Below are 19231 nucleotides of genomic sequence, written 5' to 3'. Positions count from 1 at the left end.
TTGCCGCCGGCGCGCGGGTGAACAATTTTCGTTGTATTCATTTCGGAGGGACATCGGTCTACGTTGAGTTCAACTGGGACTCCTCGCGCTTCAGAAGAGTAATCACCTGTTGGTATAGGTGATTAGCTGTCTGCCGCGCATCAGCCTGGCTGGTTCCCCAGTCATCCTTGACTCGGCCAAGATATGCCTCACGGGCACAGGCCACTACTTCCGCCAGCGGCTCTGGCAAATGAGGCATCGCCCATGTCGCTGCGGCGTCTTTGCTAATGAACTTCCCGGTGGTTGCCGTGTGCCACATCCGGGCAAGCGTCAGCAGAACATTTCGTTCATCACCATGCAGGCCGTTGAGTAGCGCAGGCAGTGAATCGCGCATCGCATGTCGGATGTGCTCCGCAGGAATTTCCGGCAGCAAGTCGGCAGCGTCGGGACCGAACAGGGGGGCGAGACTCTTTCCGGGCCTGCGCCAACACCAGGGTGATTTCAGGGTCTGTCACAGGCATCGGAAGTTCGCCAGCTTCAAGGGCGTCCCGCAACCACTCACCGTAGATGAAGTCAGCCCGCGCCGGAAATCCCGGCACGGCGAGTTCAGATTTCTGGAATAACATCACCTCGATACAGCGCGGGCCGCCGGGACTGGCAGGATGTCGACCGGAAACCCGCAGCAAGGCGGCCAGCAGGCTTTTGCGCAGCGCTTCTGTCATCGGGCGATCGATGACGACAAGGAGGTCAATATCACTCTGCGGCCGCAGACCACCGGAGACCGCTGATCCATGCAGATATACTGCCAGCAAGGCGTCCTCGAAGACGCCTCGAACAGTGTCCAATACCGCCCGCGCTTGTTTCGGGATTTCTGTTGTTGCTTCCTGCATGTCTCGTCCTGAATGGAAACTCGTCTTCCTGAATACCGTGGCTGTGCCCTATCGGATCCGGCGACTGCATTCTTGATGTTGGATGCGGCCCCTCACGATCTGACCTATGAGATTCGCAAGCTGGCCCCGCGAAGCCGAAGGCCAAGGCGCTCGGCAACGTATTGCGATGACACATTGTTTCGGTCTGTGCTGTAGAACAGTGTGCGAGACTGAAGCGCTGGATGCCGTGACCAGCCCGCCGTTGTAGCGGCACCGAGGCCTTGGCCTCTAAAGGCTTTCGCCGTCACCAGCCCGAGTTCGGCACCAACCTCCGACAGCCGTGCAGCAAACGCGACCGATGCGATCCGCCGGTCGACAGTGGCGACGCACCAAGGTTCCCAGAAGTCCGTCACCTCGCGAAAGCCAAGTTCGACAAGGCCGTCCGGTACGCCCTCCGCCGCCCAGGACAGCATCAGGTCCTGGCCTTCTGCGGAATCGCTGCCGATTATCCGAGCGTCGCTCCTGTAGGAGAGCGCATGCGGCAGTTCGTAAATCAGGCCGAGATCATATGCGACAGGACCGTCTTCGTTGAACAGCGACAGATAGCGATCGAGGTGCCTCGGGGTTGCCGGATGAGTGAATGCCGGCTCACTCGCGGCGAGGCTTTCCAGCTCTGTGTAGACGTCGTCTGGCAAATCGTCGCGCACCCCGAAGATGTTGCCCTCTGCGCATCCAGCCAGCCAGAAGCGTGGTCCCGGCGAATTGTCAGGGTCGTTTTCGCGCTCGATCCGCCCGTCATTTCTCAATTGAAAGAGAGTACAATAGTCGATGTTGAGCCAGTCCATTCCAAGCAGCATTAATCTTTTCCGCTATTCGTCCATTGGCAGCCACACAACGTTGCCGCGATCGCTGATACGGCAACGAATTTGGTCATATCCGGCTTCGTTGCCATTGCCTTCATCTCTTTGCCCAGGAGAGATGGGCCTCGCCGTTCGGCGGCCCTCTTCGGTTGGCCTGCGCCTAGCAGCGCTACGGATTATTGAGTTTGCGCGAGCAAGCTAGTCCGTTGCCAACGGCTGACCGCCCGAAGCTGTCATATCGCGGTTCCCGCAGTGCAGAGAGCAGCAGCTTGTACGTCGGGGCGAGTTTTCGCAGGACGGCAGCCCCTTCAACATCGCGTCCAACCGTCAATGGGTATTGCAACGAGCCGACCAATTGCGCCTGTCTCGATGCGACTTGCGACGCATCCGTGTAACCGATCCTGGCAAGACACGTTGCGGCATCCGCGAGCCGCCTGGCCCCCACGCGGATGGCGAAATGGATCAGGTGACCGCGAAGGTCGTCGTCGCACCCGCTTTCGAGCATACACGCAAGGGCTTCGGCGGCGTCGCCGTTGCCGATTGTGCCTTCCGGCAAATGTTGCGTGCCTTCCATGGACAGCAACTGCATCGCGGCGGGCAGTGAGGCCCGGATGATATCCTCCTCATTGACCTCGCGCACGCGTCGGAAATCGGCGCGCATCGAGTAAGGCTCGCCGTAGTCGATGGACTCGGCTTGCCACGCGATCAGAAAGTCATCGAGCGGCAGGCAAGCGAAGGGATAACCTTGCGGGTCATGCATTCGCACCAGGCCCTCTTCGAGAGCGAGCACGACAACATAATGGTCTGCGCCGATAGGACCGTCTTTGCCCGGCTGATGCCGGAGGTAGCCCATTTCCATCGGGCCAACCCAGATCGGACCATTGGCAAGTGCGGCCTCAAGCCGGTAAAGCGCCTCCTGCGCGCTGCCCCCCCGCGCGACGGAGGAGGACCAGCCCATGGCATCGAGCGCGGCATCGACGCCCAGCTCTGGAGTCCATCCATAGGGATCGAAGAATGGCAAGGCACCTCCGACCAGCTGCATTCCAAACGGGCTGCCGGTCGCAAACTCGATGACCGCCGCAGCGGGCGCAGCGCCGCCGAACATCATCGCGAGCGAGTTCGAATAACAATAAGGGCCGGAGCCGGTGTACGGGAAATGCCTCATGAAACTACCTCCGAACGGCACGCGAGAGGCAAAGTAAGAGCGGCATTTTTCTAGATATTGTCAACCACCGTTTCTCTCTATGCTCGAAGCTCTCGAAGACCAAGAGGATCTGCAGCGTGTTGCGATGACATAGGTTGTCGGTCTTACTGCTAAACAGTCTGCGAGGCTGACGTGCTGGCATCACTGTTCTTTCTTATGCGACGATCACTTGTCGCAAATTTCTCAGCCATTGAACTTAAATCTCACTGGACATTTGAACATATGGATTAGGTCCCAAATCGCGATGGATATGCCAACATCGTCTGAGCGCCTTCTAAAAGCGGTACCGCAGAAACCGGCCAGTCCGTCGTAACGCCGGGATTTCCAACATGGCTTTGATGCTCATGCGGCCCGCAAATGAAAAGCGGTCTAGATAGGATGGATCATAGGCAGGCACTTCCGCGGCGAACTTCATTCGTGGCACCATTCGTTCCAGGTCATGCGGATCGTCGATGCCCCAGTGAAGGGTCGCACCCGTCGCCTTGACCGATGTCTGTCGCTGGACGAACCAAACCCCAAGCCGGCTGAAGGCATCGAACGCCGTTTCGCCGGTAGGAAATCGCTCGACAATGCCAGTGAAAAGCCGCTGAACTTCGTCCTTTCGGAGGTACATGACGAGGCACTGTTGCAAATAGTCGGTGGTGATAAACTTATCATCCCCTTTTGCTGATGGAGCTGCACATGAACCCATTCAAAGGCCGGCATTTTCAGCGTGACATCATTCTGTGGGCCGTACGCTGGTACTGCAAATACGGCATCAGTTACCGTGAGCTGCAGGAGATGCTGGCTGAACGCGGAGTGAATGTCGATCACTCCACGATTTACCGCTGGGTTCAGCGTTATGCGCCTGAAATGGAAAAACGGCTGCGCTGGTACTGGCGTAACCCTTCCGATCTTTGCCCGTGGCACATGGATGAAACCTACGTGAAGGTCAATGGCCGCTGGGCGTATCTGTACCGGGCCGTCGACAGCCGGGGCCGCACTGTCGATTTTTATCTCTCCTCCCGTCGTAACAGCAAAGCTGCATACCGGTTTCTGGGTAAAATCCTCAACAACGTGAAGAAGTGGCAGATCCCACGATTCATCAACACGGATAAAGCGCCCGCCTATGGTCGCGCGCTTGCTCTGCTCAAACGCGAAGGCCGGTGCCCGTCTGACGTTGAACACCGACAGATTAAGTACCGGAACAACGTGATTGAATGCGATCATGGCAAACTGAAACGGATAATCAACGCCACGCTGGGATTTAAATCCATGAAGACGGCTTACGCCACCATCAAAGGTATTGAGGTGATGCGTGCACTACGCAAAGGCCAGGCCTCAGCATTTTATTATGGTGATCCCCTGGGCGAAATGCGCCTGGTAAGCAGAGTTTTTGAAATGTAAGGCCTTTGAATAAGACAAAAGGCTGCCTCATCGCTAACTTTGCAACAGTGCCTCTTTTTTCATAATTCAATGCTACAAGAACTATTGAAGTAATCAATCAAATTTTATAGGCTGATAGCCAAGTAACAACCACCAATGATATGCCAGGTAAAATCAGGGGACGTAAAATGAGTACTCTTGATGTTCAGAAGCTCAAGGATGATGCCGTCGAATGGGCCTTAACTCATGGTGTTGCTTTCAAGGAATCGTCGTATTCCGCAGTGCATACCCCGTTTACCCTGACACCAACACCTATCAGCCGTAAATCCTATCAGTACTTAAAGAATGCAACAGGAATACTCAGCAAATTAATCTATTCAGTTTCTGAGGATCATGATTTTTTGTACTCTGCGATTTATCCCATCAAGGCCGGGAATGCCTTCTTTTCAGCCCTCCTGAACATGCATCAACAAATCCATTCATCATCAAGGCATGCTCCTCGATTACCATTACTCATTATGCGTAGCGACTTTATGGATGATAATCGTGATGGGTTCAGGCTTATAGAGTTCAATGGTATAGCTGCAGGAATGGGGCCGTTTGGTCAGCGGATACATGATCTGCATCACTATCTACAACGGCAATGTCCCGCTGTCTTTTCTGATTTATCGAATCAGGCAACAGGGGCGCTTGTCGACAATCAAGCGATCGAAGGGTTATCAGCAGCGATTTGTCAGGCAACTTGCAGAATTAAGCAGGAGTTCGGAGACCCCGGCCCTGCCAGGTTCCTGATGATTGTGCAGGAGAATGAAAATAATGTGTTTGATCAACACTTGCTTGAGCTCGCCCTCCAGCAAAAAGGAATCGAAACGCATCGCAGGACTTTTCGTGAACTGCATAATCAATTGAGTACAGGCGCCGACAACAGGCTCATTCTCGAGGGTGTAGGCCCACTTGATACCGTCTACTTACGTGCCGGATATCAGTATTCTGATTATGAAGCATTCAATATCGATGAGCAGGAGTGTTGTCAGGCGCTGATGGCGACCCGAGTATTCATTGAGCAGCACCGGGTTGCAGTGAACGCCACAGTTGGCCAGCAACTGGCGACCAGCAAGCGAGTACAAATGCTGCTCTCGCAATTGGGTTACGACGAGTTTGTCGCATTTGGATTAACACTGCAGGAAGCTAAAATAGCAAAAACGATACTGGGTGAGATGTTACCCATCAGCCCGGATAGTATCAACCTTGCAAAAGAGTCTCCTTCGGAAACCTGGGTTCTCAAAAATCAGGGTGAAGGCGGGGGGCATTGTCTGTTTGGTGCGGATATCCTGACAAAACTGACGGAACTCACTCCACAACAATATCAGTCCTGGTCGCTGATGCGCCGTTTACACCCTCAGCCCCGAGCTATGCCCACCTTGATTGTGCGTAAAGGGGAGTTGCATAAGGTGAATGATTTGATAAGCGAACTTGGAATGTTCTCCGTGCAGACAGATAACAATCCCTCCAGTGCTGAGCACAGTTTTGCTGGATATCTAATTCGTAGCAAATCAGCTGAATCGACAGAGGGAGGGGTCCATAGTGGACAAGGTGTTTTAGACTCGCTGGTATACAGCGATTAGTCCTTTTCAAGGGGGCTGAAATCTGGTTATATGAAAGCATGCGGTAAGTGGTGTTTTAGCCCCAGTGGAGATGATGCTGTTTCTAGACTGAGTCGTAGTAAGCTAATAATAGTATTATAAATGAAGCCATGAGGGTATTTACAGGGCATATCTTATTAAGGGAACAACAGCAAAAACTGCTGCTATAAGAGGCTGCACCCAAAGTTCTTCAAGGTTCACATCATCGCTGCTGGGTCGATGCTGTTTCAGTTACGGGTCAATTTTCAATACCATTAGCTGTTCCTGTGACTACGGTCATTACGCGCTGTCGACATCAATTTGTACAGCAAACAGTCTTAGCGTGGGATATTTTCCGTTTTCCAAGCGGACCCCTTCATCAGAAAACTGAAGGAACCTCCATTGAATCGAACTAATATTTTTTTTGGTGAATCGCATTCTGACTGGTTGCCTGTCAGAGGCGGAGAATCTGGTGATTTTGTTTTTCGACGTGGTGACGGGCATGCCTTCGCGAAAATCGCACCTGCTTCCCGCCGCGGTGAGCTCGCTGGAGAGCGTGACCGCCTCATTTGGCTCAAAGGTCGAGGTGTGGCTTGCCCCGAGGTGATCAACTGGCAGGAGGAACAGGAGGGTGCATGCTTGGTGATAACGGCAATTCCGGGAGTACCGGCGGCTGATCTGTCTGGAGCGGATTTGCTCAAAGCGTGGCCGTCAATGGGGCAGCAACTTGGCGCTGTTCACAGCCTATCGGTTGATCAATGTCCGTTTGAGCGCAGGCTGTCGCGAATGTTCGGACGCGCCGTTGATGTGGTGTCCCGCAATGCCGTCAATCCCGACTTCTTACCGGACGAGGACAAGAGTACGCCGCAGCTCGATCTTTTGGCTCGTGTCGAACGAGAGCTACCGGTGCGGCTCGACCAAGAGCGCACCGATATGGTTGTTTGCCATGGTGATCCCTGCATGCCGAACTTCATGGTGGACCCTAAAACTCTTCAATGCACGGGTCTGATCGACCTTGGGCGGCTCGGAACAGCAGATCGCTATGCCGATTTGGCACTCATGATTGCTAACGCCGAAGAGAACTGGGCAGCGCCAGATGAAGCAGAGCGCGCCTTCGCTGTCCTATTCAATGTATTGGGGATCGAAGCCCCCGACCGCGAACGCCTTGCCTTCTATCTGCGATTGGACCCTCTGACTTGGGGTTGATGTTCATGCCGCCTGTTTTTCCTGCTCATTGGCACGTTTCGCAACCTGTTCTCATTGCGGACACCTTTTCCAGCCTCGTTTGGAAAGTTTCATTGCCAGACGGGACTCCTGCAATCGTCAAGGGATTGAAACCTATAGAAGACATTGCTGATGAACTGCGCGGGGCCGACTATCTGGTATGGCGCAATGGGAGGGGAGCAGTCCGGTTGCTCGGTCGTGAGAACAATCTGATGTTGCTCGAATATGCCGGGGAGCGAATGCTCTCTCACATCGTTGCCGAGCACGGCGACTACCAGGCGACCGAAATTGCAGCGGAACTAATGGCGAAGCTGTATGCCGCATCTGAGGAACCCCTGCCTTCTGCCCTTCTCCCGATCCGGGATCGCTTTGCAGCTTTGTTTCAGCGGGCGCGCGATGATCAAAACGCAGGTTGTCAAACTGACTACGTCCACGCGGCGATTATAGCCGATCAAATGATGAGCAATGCCTCGGAACTGCGTGGGCTACATGGCGATCTGCATCATGAAAACATCATGTTCTCCAGTCGCGGCTGGCTGGTGATAGATCCCGTCGGTCTGGTCGGTGAAGTGGGCTTTGGCGCCGCCAATATGTTCTACGATCCGGCTGACAGAGACGACCTTTGTCTCGATCCTAGACGCATTGCACAGATGGCGGACGCATTCTCTCGTGCGCTGGACGTCGATCCGCGTCGCCTGCTCGACCAGGCGTACGCTTATGGGTGCCTTTCCGCAGCTTGGAACGCGGATGGAGAAGAGGAGCAACGCGATCTAGCTATCGCGGCCGCGATCAAGCAGGTGCGACAGACGTCATACTAGATATCAAGCGACTTCTCCTATCCCCTGGGAACACATCAATCTTACCGGAGAATATCGTTGGCCAAAGCCTTAGCGTAGGATTTCGCCCTCTCCCGCAAACGACCCCTTTTGGTTTGCGGATCCAAGGGCGCAGCTCTTGGTCACCGAAGGTGCTTCTGCGCTGCAGGGGGCGAATAGAGAAAACGGAAAAAATCGTACGCTAAGGTTTTCCGGGCAGCCTTAGCGGCCGAAACTTCCCGTCCTCCAGCCTGCGGCTCTGCCGCCAGACATAATCGCCGGTCAGATTGATGTGCTCCCACCCCAGCGGCGACAGGTATTGCAGCAGCTCACCATCCACCGACTTCCCCGCATCGCCCATCGCCTGGGTGGCGCGCTCCAAGTACACCGTGTTCCACAACACGATGGCGGCCGTCACCAGGTTGAGGCCACTGGCCCGGTAGCGCTGCTGCTCGAAGCTCCGATCCCTGATCTCGCCGAGGCGGTTGAAGAACACCGCCCTGGCCAGGGAGTTGCGGGCTTCGCCCTTGTTCAGTCCAGCATGCACGCGCCGGCGCAGCTCGACGCTTTGCAACCAATCGAGGATGAAAAGCGTGCGCTCGATCCGGCCCAGCTCGCGCAGGGCCACGGCCAGGCCGTTCTGGCGCGGATAGCTGCCGAGCTTGCGCAGCATCAGCGAGGCGGTGACCGTGCCCTGCTTGATCGAGCTGGCCAGGCGCAGGATGTCGTCCCAATGGGCGCGGACGTGCTTGATGTTCAGGGTGCCGCCAACCATTGGGCGCAATGTCGGGTAGTCCTGGACGCTATTCGGAACATACAGCTTGGTTTCTCCGAGGTCGCGGATGCGCGGTGCGAAGCGGAAGCCCAGCAGGTGCATCAGGGCGAAGACATGATCGGTGAAGCCAGCCGTGTCAGTGTAGTGCTCCTCGATCCGCAAGTCGGACTCGTGGTACAGCAGACCGTCGAGCACATAGGTAGAGTCGCGCACGCCGACATTCACCACGCGGGTGCTGAACGGTGCGTACTGGTCGGAGATGTGGGTGTAGAACAGCCGCCCCGGCTCGCTGCCGTACTTCGGGTTGACGTGGCCGGTGCTTTCGCCTCGACCACCCGCCCGGAAGCGCTGGCCATCGGAAGAAGAGGTCGTGCCGTCGCCCCAGTGAGCGGCGAAGGTATGACGGTACTGGTGGTTGACCAGCTCGGCCAGGGCCGCCGAGTAGGTTTCGTCTCGGATGTGCCAGGCTTGCAGCCAGGACAGCTTGGCGTAGGTCAGGCCGGGGCTCGACTCGGCCATCTTGGTCAGCCCGAGGTTGATTGCATCGCCCAGGATCGCTGACAGCAGCAATGTCCGGTCTTTGGCCTCGGCACCGTCCTTCAGGTGTGTGAAGTGGCGGCTGAAGCCCGTCCAGTCGTCCACGTCCATCAGCAGTTCGGTGATCTTGATGCGCGGCAGCAAATGGCTGGTCTGGTCGATCAGCGCCTGCGCGGTATTGGGCACCGCGGAATCCAGCGGGGTGATCTTCAGCCCGGACTCGGTGAGGATGGCATCGGGCAGCTCGTTGTCCTTGGCCAGGCGGGTGACGGTGGCCAGCTGCTCGTCCAGCAGCTGCAAGCGCTCTTCCAGGTACTGGTTGCTGTTCGGGTTGATCGCCAGGGGCAGAGCCTGCGCATGCTTGAGCGCGGCGAACCTCTCTGCCGGCAGCAGGTAGTCGTCGAAGTCGCGGAACTGCCGCGAGCCCTTGACCCAGATGTCACCGGAGCGCAGCGCGTTCTTCAGCTCGGACAGGGCGCAGATTTCGTAGAAGCGCCGGTCGAGGCCTTCCGGGGTTATCACTAGCGGCTTCCAGCGCGGCTTGATGAAGGCGGTGGGCGCATCGGCCGGCACCTTGCGCAGGTTGTAGGCGTTCATCTCGCTCAGGGTCTGCACGGCTGCCAGCACGCCTTGCGCAGCCGGGGCAGCGCGCAGTTCCAGCACCTCCAGCAAGGCCGGCGTGTAACGGCGCAGAGTGGCGAAGTTCTCGCCGACCAGGTGCAGATGGTCGAAGCCTTCCGGCCGGGCCAGCAGCTCGGCCTCGCTGACGCTCTCGGTGAACTCGTCCCAGGGAATCACCGCCTCAATGGCGGCATAGGGATCGCTACCGCTTTCCTTGGCTTCCAGCAGAGCCTGGCCGATCTTCGAGTACAGGCGCACCTTGTCGTTGATCGCCTTGCCCTGCTTCTGGAACTGCTGCTGATGCTTGTGCTTCGCGCTGCTGAACAGCTTGACCAGGATACGGTCGTGCAGATCGACCAACTCATCAATCACCGTCGCGGTGCTCTCCAGCACCACGGCGGCCAGGGTCGCGTAGCGTCGCTGCGGCTCGAACTTGCCGAGGTCTTTGGGCGTCATCTGCCCACCCTCGCGGGCCAGCTTGAGCAGGCGGTTCTGGTGGATGTGTCGGCCCAGGCCTTCGGGCAAGTCCACCAGCTGAAATGTCTTCAGCCGCTCGATGTGGGGTCGTCTCAGAAAACGGAAAATAAAGCACGCTAAGGCATAGCCGAACCTGCCAAGCTTGCTCCACCCTGTAGTGACGCGATCAGCGGGCAGGAAACGTTCCCCCTTCGCGCATGGCAGGCGCACACCAACTCAGACAGCACGGCCTCCATGCGCGCCAGGTCAGCCATTTTCTCGCGCACGTCCTTGAGCTTGTGCTCGGCCAGACTGCTGGCTTCCTCGCAATGGGTGCCATCCTCCAGCCGCAGCAGCTCGGCGATCTCATCCAGGCTGAAGCCCAGCCGCTGGGCTGATTTCACGAAGCGCACCCGCGTTACATCCGCCTCGCCATAGCGGCGGATGCTGCCATAGGGCTTGTCAGGCTCCAGCAACAAGCCCTTGCGCTGATAGAAACGGATGGTCTCCACATTGACCCCGGCCGCCTTGGCGAAAACGCCAATGGTCAGGTTCTCCAAATTGTTTTCCATATCGCTTGACTCCGTACATGAGTACGGAAGTAAGGTTACGCTATCCAATTTCAATTCGAAAGGACAAGCGCATGTCTGAACCAAAAACCGGGCGCGGCGCGCTCTTCACTGGAGGGCTTGCCGCCATCCTCGCCTCGGCTTGCTGCCTCGGGCCGTTGGTTCTGATCGCCTTGGGGTTCAGCGGCGCTTGGATCGGCAACTTGGCGGTGTTGGAACCCTATCGCCCCATCTTTATCGGCGTGGCGCTGGTGGCGTTGTTCTTCGCCTGGCGGCGCATCTACCGGCAGGCAGCGGCCTGCAAACCGGGTGAGGTCTGCGCGATTCCCCAAGTGCGAGCTACTTACAAGCTCATTTTCTGGATCGTGGCCGCGCTGGTTCTGGTCGCGCTCGGATTTCCCTACGTCATGCCATTTTTCTACTGATCGGAGTTCACCATGAAGAAACTGTTTGCCTCCCTCGCCCTCGCCGCCGTTGTTGCCCCCGTCTGGGCCGCCACCCAGACCGTCACGCTGTCCGTACCGGGCATGACCTGCTCCGCCTGCCCGATCACTGTCAAGAAGGCGATTTCCAAGGTCGAAGGCGTCAGCAAAGTTGACGTGACTTTCGAGACACGCCAAGCGGTCGTCACCTTCGACGATGCCAAGACCAGCGTGCAGAAGCTGACCAAGGCAACCGCAGACGCGGGCTATCCGTCCAGCGTCAAGCAGTGAGTCACTGAAAACGGCACCGCAGCACAACGGACGTCATTGTCTGGCGCCACAAACGATAAAGGATCTGTTGCATGACCCATCTAAAAATCACCGGCATGACTTGCGACTCGTGCGCGGCGCACGTCAAGGAAGCGCTGGAAAAAGTGCCAGGCGTGCAGTCGGCGCTGGTGTCCTATCCGAAGGGCACAGCGCAACTCGCCATCGTGCCGGGCACATCGCCGGACGCGCTGACTGCCGCTGTGGCCGGACTGGGCTACAAGGCAACGCTAGCCGATGCGCCACTGGCGGACAACCGCGTCGGACTGCTCGACAAGGTGCGGGGATGGATGGCCGCCGCCGAAAAGCACAGTGGCAACGAGCCCCCGGTGCAGGTAGCGGTCATTGGCAGCGGTGGAGCCGCGATGGCGGCGGCGCTGAAGGCCGTCGAGCAAGGCGCGCAGGTCACGCTGATCGAGCGCGGCACCATCGGCGGCACCTGCGTCAATGTCGGCTGTGTGCCGTCCAAGATCATGATCCGCGCCGCCCACATCGCCCATCTGCGCCGGGAAAGCCCGTTCGATGGCGGTATTGCGGCAACTGTGCCTACGATTGACCGCAGTAAGCTGCTGGCCCAGCAGCAGGCCCGCGTCGACGAACTGCGGCACGCCAAGTACGAAGGCATCCTGGGCGGTAATCCGGCCATCACCGTTGTGCACGGTGAGGCGCGCTTCAAGGACGACCAGAGCCTTACCGTCCGTTTGAACGAGGGTGGCGAGCGCGTCGTGATGTTCGACCGCTGCCTGGTCGCCACGGGTGCCAGCCCGGCGGTCCCGCCGATTCCGGGCTTGAAAGAGTCACCCTACTGGACTTCCACCGAGGCCCTGGCGAGCGACACCATTCCCGAACGCCTTGCCGTAATCGGCTCGTCGGTGGTGGCGCTGGAGCTGGCGCAAGCCTTTGCCCGGCTGGGCAGCAAGGTCACGGTCCTGGCGCGCAATACCTTGTTCTTCCGTGAAGACCCGGCCATCGGCGAGGCGGTGACAGCCGCTTTCCGTGCCGAGGGCATCGAGGTGCTGGAGCACACGCAAGCCAGCCAGGTCGCCCATATGGACGGTGAATTCGTGCTGACCACCACGCACGGTGAATTGCGCGCCGACAAACTGCTGGTTGCCACCGGTCGGACACCGAACACGCGCAGCCTCGCGCTGGACGCAGCGGGGGTCACTGTCAATGCGCAAGGTGCCATCGTCATCGACCAAGGCATGCGCACGAGCAACCCGAACATCTACGCGGCCGGCGACTGCACCGACCAGCCGCAGTTCGTCTATGTGGCGGCAGCGGCCGGCACCCGTGCCGCGATCAACATGACCGGCGGCGATGCGGCGCTCGACCTGACCGCAATGCCGGCCGTGGTGTTCACCGATCCGCAAGTGGCGACCGTGGGCTACAGCGAGGCGGAAGCCCACCACGACGGGATCGAGACCGACAGCCGCACCTTGACCTTGGACAACGTGCCGCGTGCGCTCGCCAACTTCGACACACGCGGCTTCATCAAGTTGGTTATCGAGGAAGGCAGCCATCGGCTGATCGGCGTACAGGCGGTCGCGCCGGAAGCGGGTGAACTGATCCAGACGGCGGCTCTGGCCATTCGCAACCGCATGACGGTGCAGGAACTGGCCGACCAGTTGTTCCCCTACCTGACGATGGTCGAGGGGTTGAAGCTCGCGGCGCAGACCTTCAACAAGGATGTGAAGCAGCTTTCCTGCTGCGCCGGGTGAGAAAAAGGAGGTGTTCAATGAACGCCTACACGGTGTCCCGGCTGGCTCTTGATGCCGGGGTGAGCGTGCATATCGTGCGCGACTACCTGCTGCGCGGATTGCTGCGCCCGGTGGCGTGCACACCAGGCGGCTACGGCTTGTTCGATGACGCCGCCTTGCAACGGCTGTGCTTCGTGCGGGCGGCCTTCGAGGCGGGCATCGGCCTCGACGCGCTGGCGCGGCTGTGCCGGGCGCTGGATGCGGCGGACGGCGACGAAGCGGCCGCGCAGCTTGCCCTGCTGCGTCAGTTCGTCGAGCGTCGGCGCGAAGCGTTGGCCGATCTGGAAGTGCAGTTGGCCACCCTGCCGACCGAGCCGGCACAGCACGCGGAGAGTCTGCCATGAACAACCCCGAGCGCTTGCCGTCCGAGACGCACAAACCGATCACCGGCTACCTGTGGGGCGGACTGGCTGTGCTGACTTGCCCCTGCCACCTGCCCATCCTCGCTGTCGTGCTGGCCGGCACAACCGCCGGTGCTTTCCTCGGCGAGCATTGGGTCATCGCGGCGCTCGGTTTGACCGGCCTGTTCCTTCTGTCCCTGTCGCGGGCGTTGCGGGCATTCAGGGAAAGAGAATGAGCGCTTTCCGGCCGGATGGATGGACGACGCCGGAACTGGCCCAAGCGGTCGAGCGCGGGCAGCTTGAACTGCACTACCAGCCCGTCGTCGATCTGCGCAGTGGTGGGATTGTCGGCGCGGAAGCCCTGTTGCGCTGGCGTCATCCGACGCTTGGACTATTGCCACCGGGCCAGTTCCTGCCCGTGGTCGAATCGTCCGGCCTGATGCCTGAAATCGGCGCTTGGGTGCTGGGCGAAGCCTGCCGCCAGATGCGTGACTGGCGAATGCTGGCATGGCGACCGTTCCGGCTGGCCGTCAATGTTTCGGCGAGCCAAGTGGGACCGGACTTCGACGGGTGGGTAAAGGGCGTGCTGGCTGATGCCGAGTTGCCCGCCGAGTATCTCGAAATCGAGCTGACCGAATCGGTCGCGTTTGGTGATCCGGCGATCTTCCCCGCCCTGGACGCCTTGCGGCAGATCGGTGTGCGCTTCGCCGCCGATGACTTCGGGACGGGGTATTCCTGTCTGCAACATCTGAAGTGCTGCCCAATCAGCACGCTCAAGATCGACCAATCGTTTGTCGCCGGGCTCGCCAACGACCGCCGCGACCAAACCATCGTGCACACCGTGATTCAGCTTGCGCACGGGCTGGGCATGGATGTGGTGGCTGAAGGCGTGGAAACATCGGCGAGTCTTGATCTATTGCGACAAGCGGACTGCGACACAGGACAAGGCTTCCTGTTCGCGAAGCCAATGCCGGCGGCGGCATTCGCCGTCTTCGTCAGTCAATGGAGGGGTGCCACCATGAATGCAAGTGACTCGACCACCACCAGTTGCTGCGTGTGCTGCAAGGAAATCCCGCTCGATGCCGCCTTCACCCCGGAAGGCGCGGAATACGTCGAGCACTTCTGCGGGTTGGAGTGTTATCAACGCTTCGAAGCGCGTGCCAAGACAGGGAACGAAACCGATGCCGATCCGAACGCCTGCGACTCGCTACCGTCAGATTGAGGCATAGCTCAGGCTGACATCCAAACAGGACGCCCTAGTCCGGGGGTGACTCGCAGAAATTGCCCTCTTCCTGTAGACTGTTGCGGCCATTGAGTTACTAAAGACACTCGATAAGACCTCATGCTTACCCTGCAAAACATGATCTGGCTGCCTACGCCGCCATAGCGCTTCGCCCCCCCGCATCATCTGTGACTGCTTGCTCTGCCAGCGGTCGCTTTCTGCTGTGCTTTAGGTTTTAACACCCGCCACAGCTCCTCTACATCCGACATTTGACCTCGTATCGACCAGCTGCACTTGGCCTGCGCCATGCTGTGCTGCGCGATCCATTGCCTTGGGAATTCTGATGCTCCACTCGTTAAAACAAACCTGGTTATCCAACATCCGTGGCGACATCCTCGCCGGTCTTGTGGTCGCACTGGCCCTAATCCCTGAAGCCATCGCCTTCTCGATCATTGCTGGCGTTGACCCTAAGGTCGGCCTTTACGCCTCTTTCTGTATCGCTGTGGTGATCGCCTTTGTCGGTGGCCGCCCAGGCATGATTTCGGCCGCAACGGGTGCCATGGCACTGCTGATGGTGACTCTGGTCAAGAACCATGGTCTTGAATATCTGCTGGCCGCCACGCTGCTATGTGGCGTGCTACAAATTGCTGCTGGCTACCTGAAGCTCGGATCGCTGATGCGCTTCGTCTCGCGCTCGGTGGTGACCGGTTTTGTCAATGCACTGGCGATCCTGATTTTCATGGCTCAGCTGCCCGAGCTGACTAATGTCACCTGGCACGTCTACGCCATGACAGCCGCAGGCCTCGGCATCATCTATCTGTTCCCCTATGTCCCCAAGATCGGCAAGCTCATCCCATCGCCGCTGGTGTGCATCATCGTGCTGACCGCCGTCGCCATGTCGGTTGGTCTGGATATCCGCACGGTCGGTGATATGGGTGAACTGCCGGATACGCTACCGATCTTCCTCTGGCCTGATGTGCCGCTGACATTCGAGACGCTGGCCATCATCTTTCCTTATTCGGCAGCACTGGCTGTGGTCGGTCTGTTGGAGTCGATGATGACCGCGACCATTGTCGACGACCTGACCGACACCCCGAGTGACAAGAACCGCGAGTGCAAGGGCCAGGGCGTGGCCAACATTGCTTCGGGTCTGATCGGCGGTATGGCTGGCTGCGCGATGATTGGTCAGTCGATCATTAACGTGAAATCCGGCGGTCGTTCTCGCCTGTCGTCTCTTGCCGCAGGCGTATTTCTGCTGCTGATGGTGGTTTTCCTCGGCGACTGGCTGAAGCAGATCCCAATGGCTGCGCTGGTGGCAGTGATGATCATGGTGTCCATCGGCACCTTCAGTTGGGATTCGCTGCGCAACCTGAAGAAGCATCCGTTGTCGACCAACATTGTCATGGTCGTCACCGTGGTGGTCGTGGTGGCCACCCACAACCTGGCCTTCGGCGTGTTAGCCGGCGTGCTACTGGCTGCGATGTTCTTCGCCAACAAGGTTGGCCATTACATGGCGATCAGTTCTTCGCTGGACGAAGCCGGCGAGCATCGTAGCTATAACGTCACCGGTCAGGTGTTCTTCAGCTCGGCTGACAAGTTCGTCGCAGCCTTCGACTTCAAGGAAGCCCTGAACAAGGTAACCATCGACCTGAATCGTGCACACTTCTGGGATATCACCGCTGTTGCAGCCCTGGACAAGGTAGTCATTAAGTTCCGCCGTGAAGGTACTGAAGTCGAAGTGCTGGGCTTAAACGAGGCCAGCGCCACTATCGTGGATCGCTTTGGTGTTCACGATAAACCTGACGCCATTGATCAACTCATGGGCCACTGAGAAGGAGAACAACAATGACCCACGTAATTGCCTGTATCGACGGTTCCACCTCGGCTCCAGCTGTTTGCGACTACGCGGCCTGGGCCAGTCTGAGCCTGGAAGCGCCGCTGACCTTCCTGCATGTGCTGGATCAGCGCCAGTATCCGGTTGCAGCAGATTTGAGTGGCAACATTGGCCTTGGCAGCCGCGAGCACCTGCTTGATGAGCTTGCTTCCCTGGATGAACAGCGCGGCAAGTTGGCCCTTGAACAAGGGCGAATCATGCTTGCAGCCGCGAAAGAACGGGCCGTGAATGATGGTGTGCGCGCACCGGAGTCCAAGCAGCGACATGGCGATTTACTGGAGAGCTTGCAAGAGCTGCAAAGTGAAACGCGCTTGCTGGTTATCGGTCGCCAGGGCGAGTCTAGTGGCGGTCTGAGTCAGCATGTCGGAAGCCAGCTGGAAAGCGTTATTCGTATCATGCACCGGCCAATCCTGGTCACCCCGGCCAACTTCCAAAAGCCCAAGAGCGCGATGCTGGCATTCGATGGCGGCGCTACAACCCGCAAGGGTGTGGAGATGCTGGCAGCCAGCCCGCTGCTGAAGGGGCTGCCGATCCATCTGGTCATGGTTGGGCCCGTGAACGACGAAGCGTCCGCGCAGCTGGACTGGGCGCAGAAAGTGCTGATCAACGCCGGATTTACCGTTCGCGCTGAGACTCGGAGCGGTGAAATAGAACGTACCCTGCACGCCTATCAGAAAGAGCATGGCATCGATCTGCTAGTGATGGGGGCTTATGGACACTCACGTATCCGGCAGTTCCTGGTCGGCAGCACCACTACCAGCATGCTCCGTACCACCACCAGTCCGCTGTTACTGCTGCGCTAATGAGCCTGGACGACGCCCTCGATCTTGCCCATTTCAAGACCCTACTGGAACAGCGGGCTGCCGAGCTGGATCGATTGCTGGGAGACGCTGAGTCTCGCTCGCAATCGGTAGAGCTGGATCAAAGCAAGGTGGGGCGTCTATCGAGAATGGACGCACTCCAGCAACAAGCGATGAACGATGCGATCCGCAGTCGTGCACGGCATGAACGTGTCCGTCTCCAACTGGCCCTCAAGCGCTGGCACGAGGGCGACTATGGCTGGTGTAACCAATGCGGCGAGTTGATCGCCTCGGGCCGTCTGGAGTTCGATCCGGCCACGCCGTTGTGTATCACCTGTGCCAGCCGCGCCGAGTCGGGTTGAAACCATCACGGCTCGTGGCGTCAGTCTGATTTAACGAGGCTTCTAATGTATTTGATGGCTAAAAACTGGCTGGGCCGAACACGGAAAGTAAGTGTTTGGATGTGGGCGCTTGTATGCCTTGTGTTGCTCACCGTATTCCAAGTACGTACTCATCACCTTGATGATCGTCTGTACTTTTGGATCAAGACCCACTGGCACACAGACGATTGGCAGGAGCGCTCTGTGTGGCTGCCTGGCTATCGGGTTGAGCTGGATGCTAAGGCGGTTCCCGGTGTGGACAACAACCTTTCGGGCCTGACCTTCGATCCTGACCTAAATCTGCTGTGGGCGGTTACCAATGGCCCGAACGAGCTGCTGGCCCTCAGTCGTGACGGTGACGTGGAGCGACGTTACAGCCTGGATGGCTTCCACGACGTGGAAGCGGTGTCCTATGCCGGCAACGGTCAACTGGTCATTGCCGAAGAGCGGCGGCAGAGCCTGGTTATCGTGGATATCCCCATCGACGAATACGGTAAGCTTTCTCCTGATCGACCATTGAGCCTAGACCAGTATTCAGCGCTAACCTTGGCGCTTGGCAAGGAGGACAACAAAGGCCTTGAAGGGCTCGCCTACGACCTAAAAGGTGATCGTTTGTTTGTGACCAAGGAGCGTGACCCCCGGCAATTACTGGAAGTGAGCGGCCTTCGTGCCAGCCTGGAAGGAGGCGTTTCCCTGCACGTCCGCGACATGTCCAACCTAGTAAAAGACAAGGTGTTTGCCACTGACTTGTCTTCGGTTGTATTCGATCAACAGAGCGGCCATCTGATCCTGCTCAGCGACGAGTCGAAACTGCTGATTGAAATGACCGACGAGGGCAAGGTGGTGAGTTTCCGCTCCTTGGCGAGGGGGTTTGCTGGTTTGCTGAAAGGTATACCCCAAGCCGAAGGCGTAACCATCGACGATGAAGGGTATTTGTACGTGGTCAGCGAGCCGAACTTGTTCTATCGCTTTACCCGCGAGACAGATTGACCAGTCAACAAGCTACAGTCAGGCGTGGCCGGGACGCTTGAACTGTTAGCGTACGATTTTTTCCGAATTCTGCGGGCTCCCCTGCAGCAGCTCGCGCACGCAAAATCGTCCAGCGAGCGAGGCCCCAACAAGGGCCAGAGCGAGCGGTGCAGTTGTCCACGGACCAGGTGTGCATCATCGCCTGGGCGGTGGGCAACTG

18 protein-coding genes and 2 pseudogenes are annotated in these 19231 nt (G+C 58.3%); 14 read left to right on the top strand and 6 right to left on the bottom strand.

Annotated features, from left to right (window positions below):
- Positions 1 to 58: 58 nt before the first annotated feature.
- From JTY93_RS27870 to JTY93_RS27855, 4 genes and pseudogenes are all read right to left on the bottom strand, one after another.
- Positions 59 to 869: pseudogene (locus tag JTY93_RS27870) on the bottom strand (aminoglycoside adenylyltransferase family protein).
- Positions 870 to 973: 104 nt separating this feature from the next.
- A complete protein-coding gene (locus JTY93_RS27865; RefSeq protein WP_201792383.1) occupies positions 974 to 1705 on the bottom strand; it encodes a GNAT family N-acetyltransferase in 732 nt (243 codons plus the stop codon).
- A gap of 172 nt (positions 1706 to 1877) precedes the next feature.
- Entirely contained in the window at positions 1878 to 2873 is a 996-nt protein-coding gene (locus tag JTY93_RS27860) for a YobF C-terminal domain-containing protein (RefSeq protein ID WP_201792384.1), read from the bottom strand.
- A gap of 313 nt (positions 2874 to 3186) precedes the next feature.
- On the bottom strand, positions 3187 to 3525 hold the full coding sequence (locus tag JTY93_RS27855; protein WP_205477432.1) for a hypothetical protein: 339 nt from the start codon (positions 3523 to 3525) through the stop codon (positions 3187 to 3189).
- 68 nt (positions 3526 to 3593) lie between these two features.
- Here JTY93_RS27855 and JTY93_RS27850 point away from each other — a divergent pair, with 68 nt between their 5' ends.
- From JTY93_RS27850 to JTY93_RS27835, 4 genes are all read left to right on the top strand, one after another.
- Entirely contained in the window at positions 3594 to 4298 is a 705-nt protein-coding gene (locus tag JTY93_RS27850) for an IS6-like element IS26 family transposase (protein WP_001067858.1), read from the top strand.
- A gap of 167 nt (positions 4299 to 4465) precedes the next feature.
- Positions 4466 to 5902, top strand: coding sequence for a glutathione synthase (locus JTY93_RS27845; RefSeq protein WP_000105382.1), 1437 nt, complete (start codon positions 4466 to 4468; stop codon positions 5900 to 5902).
- 399 nt (positions 5903 to 6301) lie between these two features.
- Positions 6302 to 7105, top strand: coding sequence for an aminoglycoside O-phosphotransferase APH(3'')-Ib (gene aph(3'')-Ib / locus JTY93_RS27840; RefSeq protein ID WP_001082319.1), 804 nt, complete (start codon positions 6302 to 6304; stop codon positions 7103 to 7105).
- Positions 7105 to 7941: an aminoglycoside O-phosphotransferase APH(6)-Id gene (locus JTY93_RS27835; protein WP_000480968.1), complete on the top strand. Its 837-nt coding sequence runs from the start codon at positions 7105 to 7107 to the stop codon at positions 7939 to 7941. Before aph(3'')-Ib ends, JTY93_RS27835 begins: the two co-directional genes overlap by 1 nt.
- Before the next feature lie 199 nt (positions 7942 to 8140).
- Here the strand turns inward: JTY93_RS27835 and JTY93_RS27830 are convergent.
- Both JTY93_RS27830 and merR read right to left on the bottom strand, forming a co-directional pair.
- Positions 8141 to 10432 (bottom strand): annotated as a pseudogene (locus JTY93_RS27830) (Tn3 family transposase); the annotation flags it as partial.
- 32 nt (positions 10433 to 10464) lie between these two features.
- The gene (merR, locus tag JTY93_RS27825; protein WP_003131969.1) at positions 10465 to 10899 is read right to left on the bottom strand and encodes a mercury resistance transcriptional regulator MerR; all 435 of its coding nucleotides are present in this window, start codon (positions 10897 to 10899) and stop codon (positions 10465 to 10467) included.
- Between the two features lie 71 nt (positions 10900 to 10970).
- Between merR and merT the strand changes: the two genes are divergently transcribed.
- The 10 genes from merT to JTY93_RS27775 all read left to right on the top strand — a co-directional run bounded on the left by merT (position 10971) and on the right by JTY93_RS27775 (position 19032).
- The gene (merT, locus tag JTY93_RS27820) at positions 10971 to 11321 is read left to right on the top strand and encodes a mercuric ion transporter MerT (RefSeq protein ID WP_003131974.1); all 351 of its coding nucleotides are present in this window, start codon (positions 10971 to 10973) and stop codon (positions 11319 to 11321) included.
- A gap of 12 nt (positions 11322 to 11333) precedes the next feature.
- Positions 11334 to 11609 (top strand): mercury resistance system periplasmic binding protein MerP, encoded by a 276-nt coding sequence (gene merP / locus JTY93_RS27815; protein ID WP_003131987.1) that lies wholly within the window; start codon positions 11334 to 11336, stop codon positions 11607 to 11609.
- Between the two features lie 71 nt (positions 11610 to 11680).
- Positions 11681 to 13366, top strand: a complete 1686-nt coding sequence (merA, locus tag JTY93_RS27810; RefSeq protein ID WP_003156770.1) for a mercury(II) reductase — start codon at positions 11681 to 11683, stop codon at positions 13364 to 13366.
- 17 nt (positions 13367 to 13383) lie between these two features.
- Positions 13384 to 13749, top strand: coding sequence for a mercury resistance co-regulator MerD (gene merD, locus JTY93_RS27805; RefSeq protein ID WP_000995360.1), 366 nt, complete (start codon positions 13384 to 13386; stop codon positions 13747 to 13749).
- The gene (gene merE, locus JTY93_RS27800) at positions 13746 to 13982 is read left to right on the top strand and encodes a broad-spectrum mercury transporter MerE (protein ID WP_003132004.1); all 237 of its coding nucleotides are present in this window, start codon (positions 13746 to 13748) and stop codon (positions 13980 to 13982) included. Before merD ends, merE begins: the two co-directional genes overlap by 4 nt.
- Positions 13979 to 14968 carry a DUF3330 domain-containing protein gene (locus tag JTY93_RS27795; protein ID WP_003132006.1) on the top strand — a complete coding sequence of 330 codons (990 nt, stop codon included), beginning with the start codon at positions 13979 to 13981 and terminating at the stop codon, positions 14966 to 14968. Before merE ends, JTY93_RS27795 begins: the two co-directional genes overlap by 4 nt.
- Before the next feature lie 343 nt (positions 14969 to 15311).
- Positions 15312 to 16799 carry a SulP family inorganic anion transporter gene (locus JTY93_RS27790; protein WP_003090759.1) on the top strand — a complete coding sequence of 496 codons (1488 nt, stop codon included), beginning with the start codon at positions 15312 to 15314 and terminating at the stop codon, positions 16797 to 16799.
- 14 nt (positions 16800 to 16813) lie between these two features.
- Entirely contained in the window at positions 16814 to 17665 is an 852-nt protein-coding gene (locus JTY93_RS27785) for a universal stress protein (RefSeq protein ID WP_003090760.1), read from the top strand.
- The gene (locus tag JTY93_RS27780) at positions 17665 to 18024 is read left to right on the top strand and encodes a TraR/DksA family transcriptional regulator (RefSeq protein ID WP_003090764.1); all 360 of its coding nucleotides are present in this window, start codon (positions 17665 to 17667) and stop codon (positions 18022 to 18024) included. Before JTY93_RS27785 ends, JTY93_RS27780 begins: the two co-directional genes overlap by 1 nt.
- Before the next feature lie 45 nt (positions 18025 to 18069).
- The gene (locus JTY93_RS27775) at positions 18070 to 19032 is read left to right on the top strand and encodes an SdiA-regulated domain-containing protein (RefSeq protein WP_010794530.1); all 963 of its coding nucleotides are present in this window, start codon (positions 18070 to 18072) and stop codon (positions 19030 to 19032) included.
- Positions 19033 to 19231 lie beyond the last annotated feature (199 nt).

Origin of the sequence: Pseudomonas hygromyciniae (assembly GCF_016925675.1) — a bacterium.
GTDB classification, from domain to species: domain Bacteria; phylum Pseudomonadota; class Gammaproteobacteria; order Pseudomonadales; family Pseudomonadaceae; genus Aquipseudomonas; species Aquipseudomonas hygromyciniae.
This window is presented reverse-complemented; position numbering and strand designations above follow the sequence as displayed.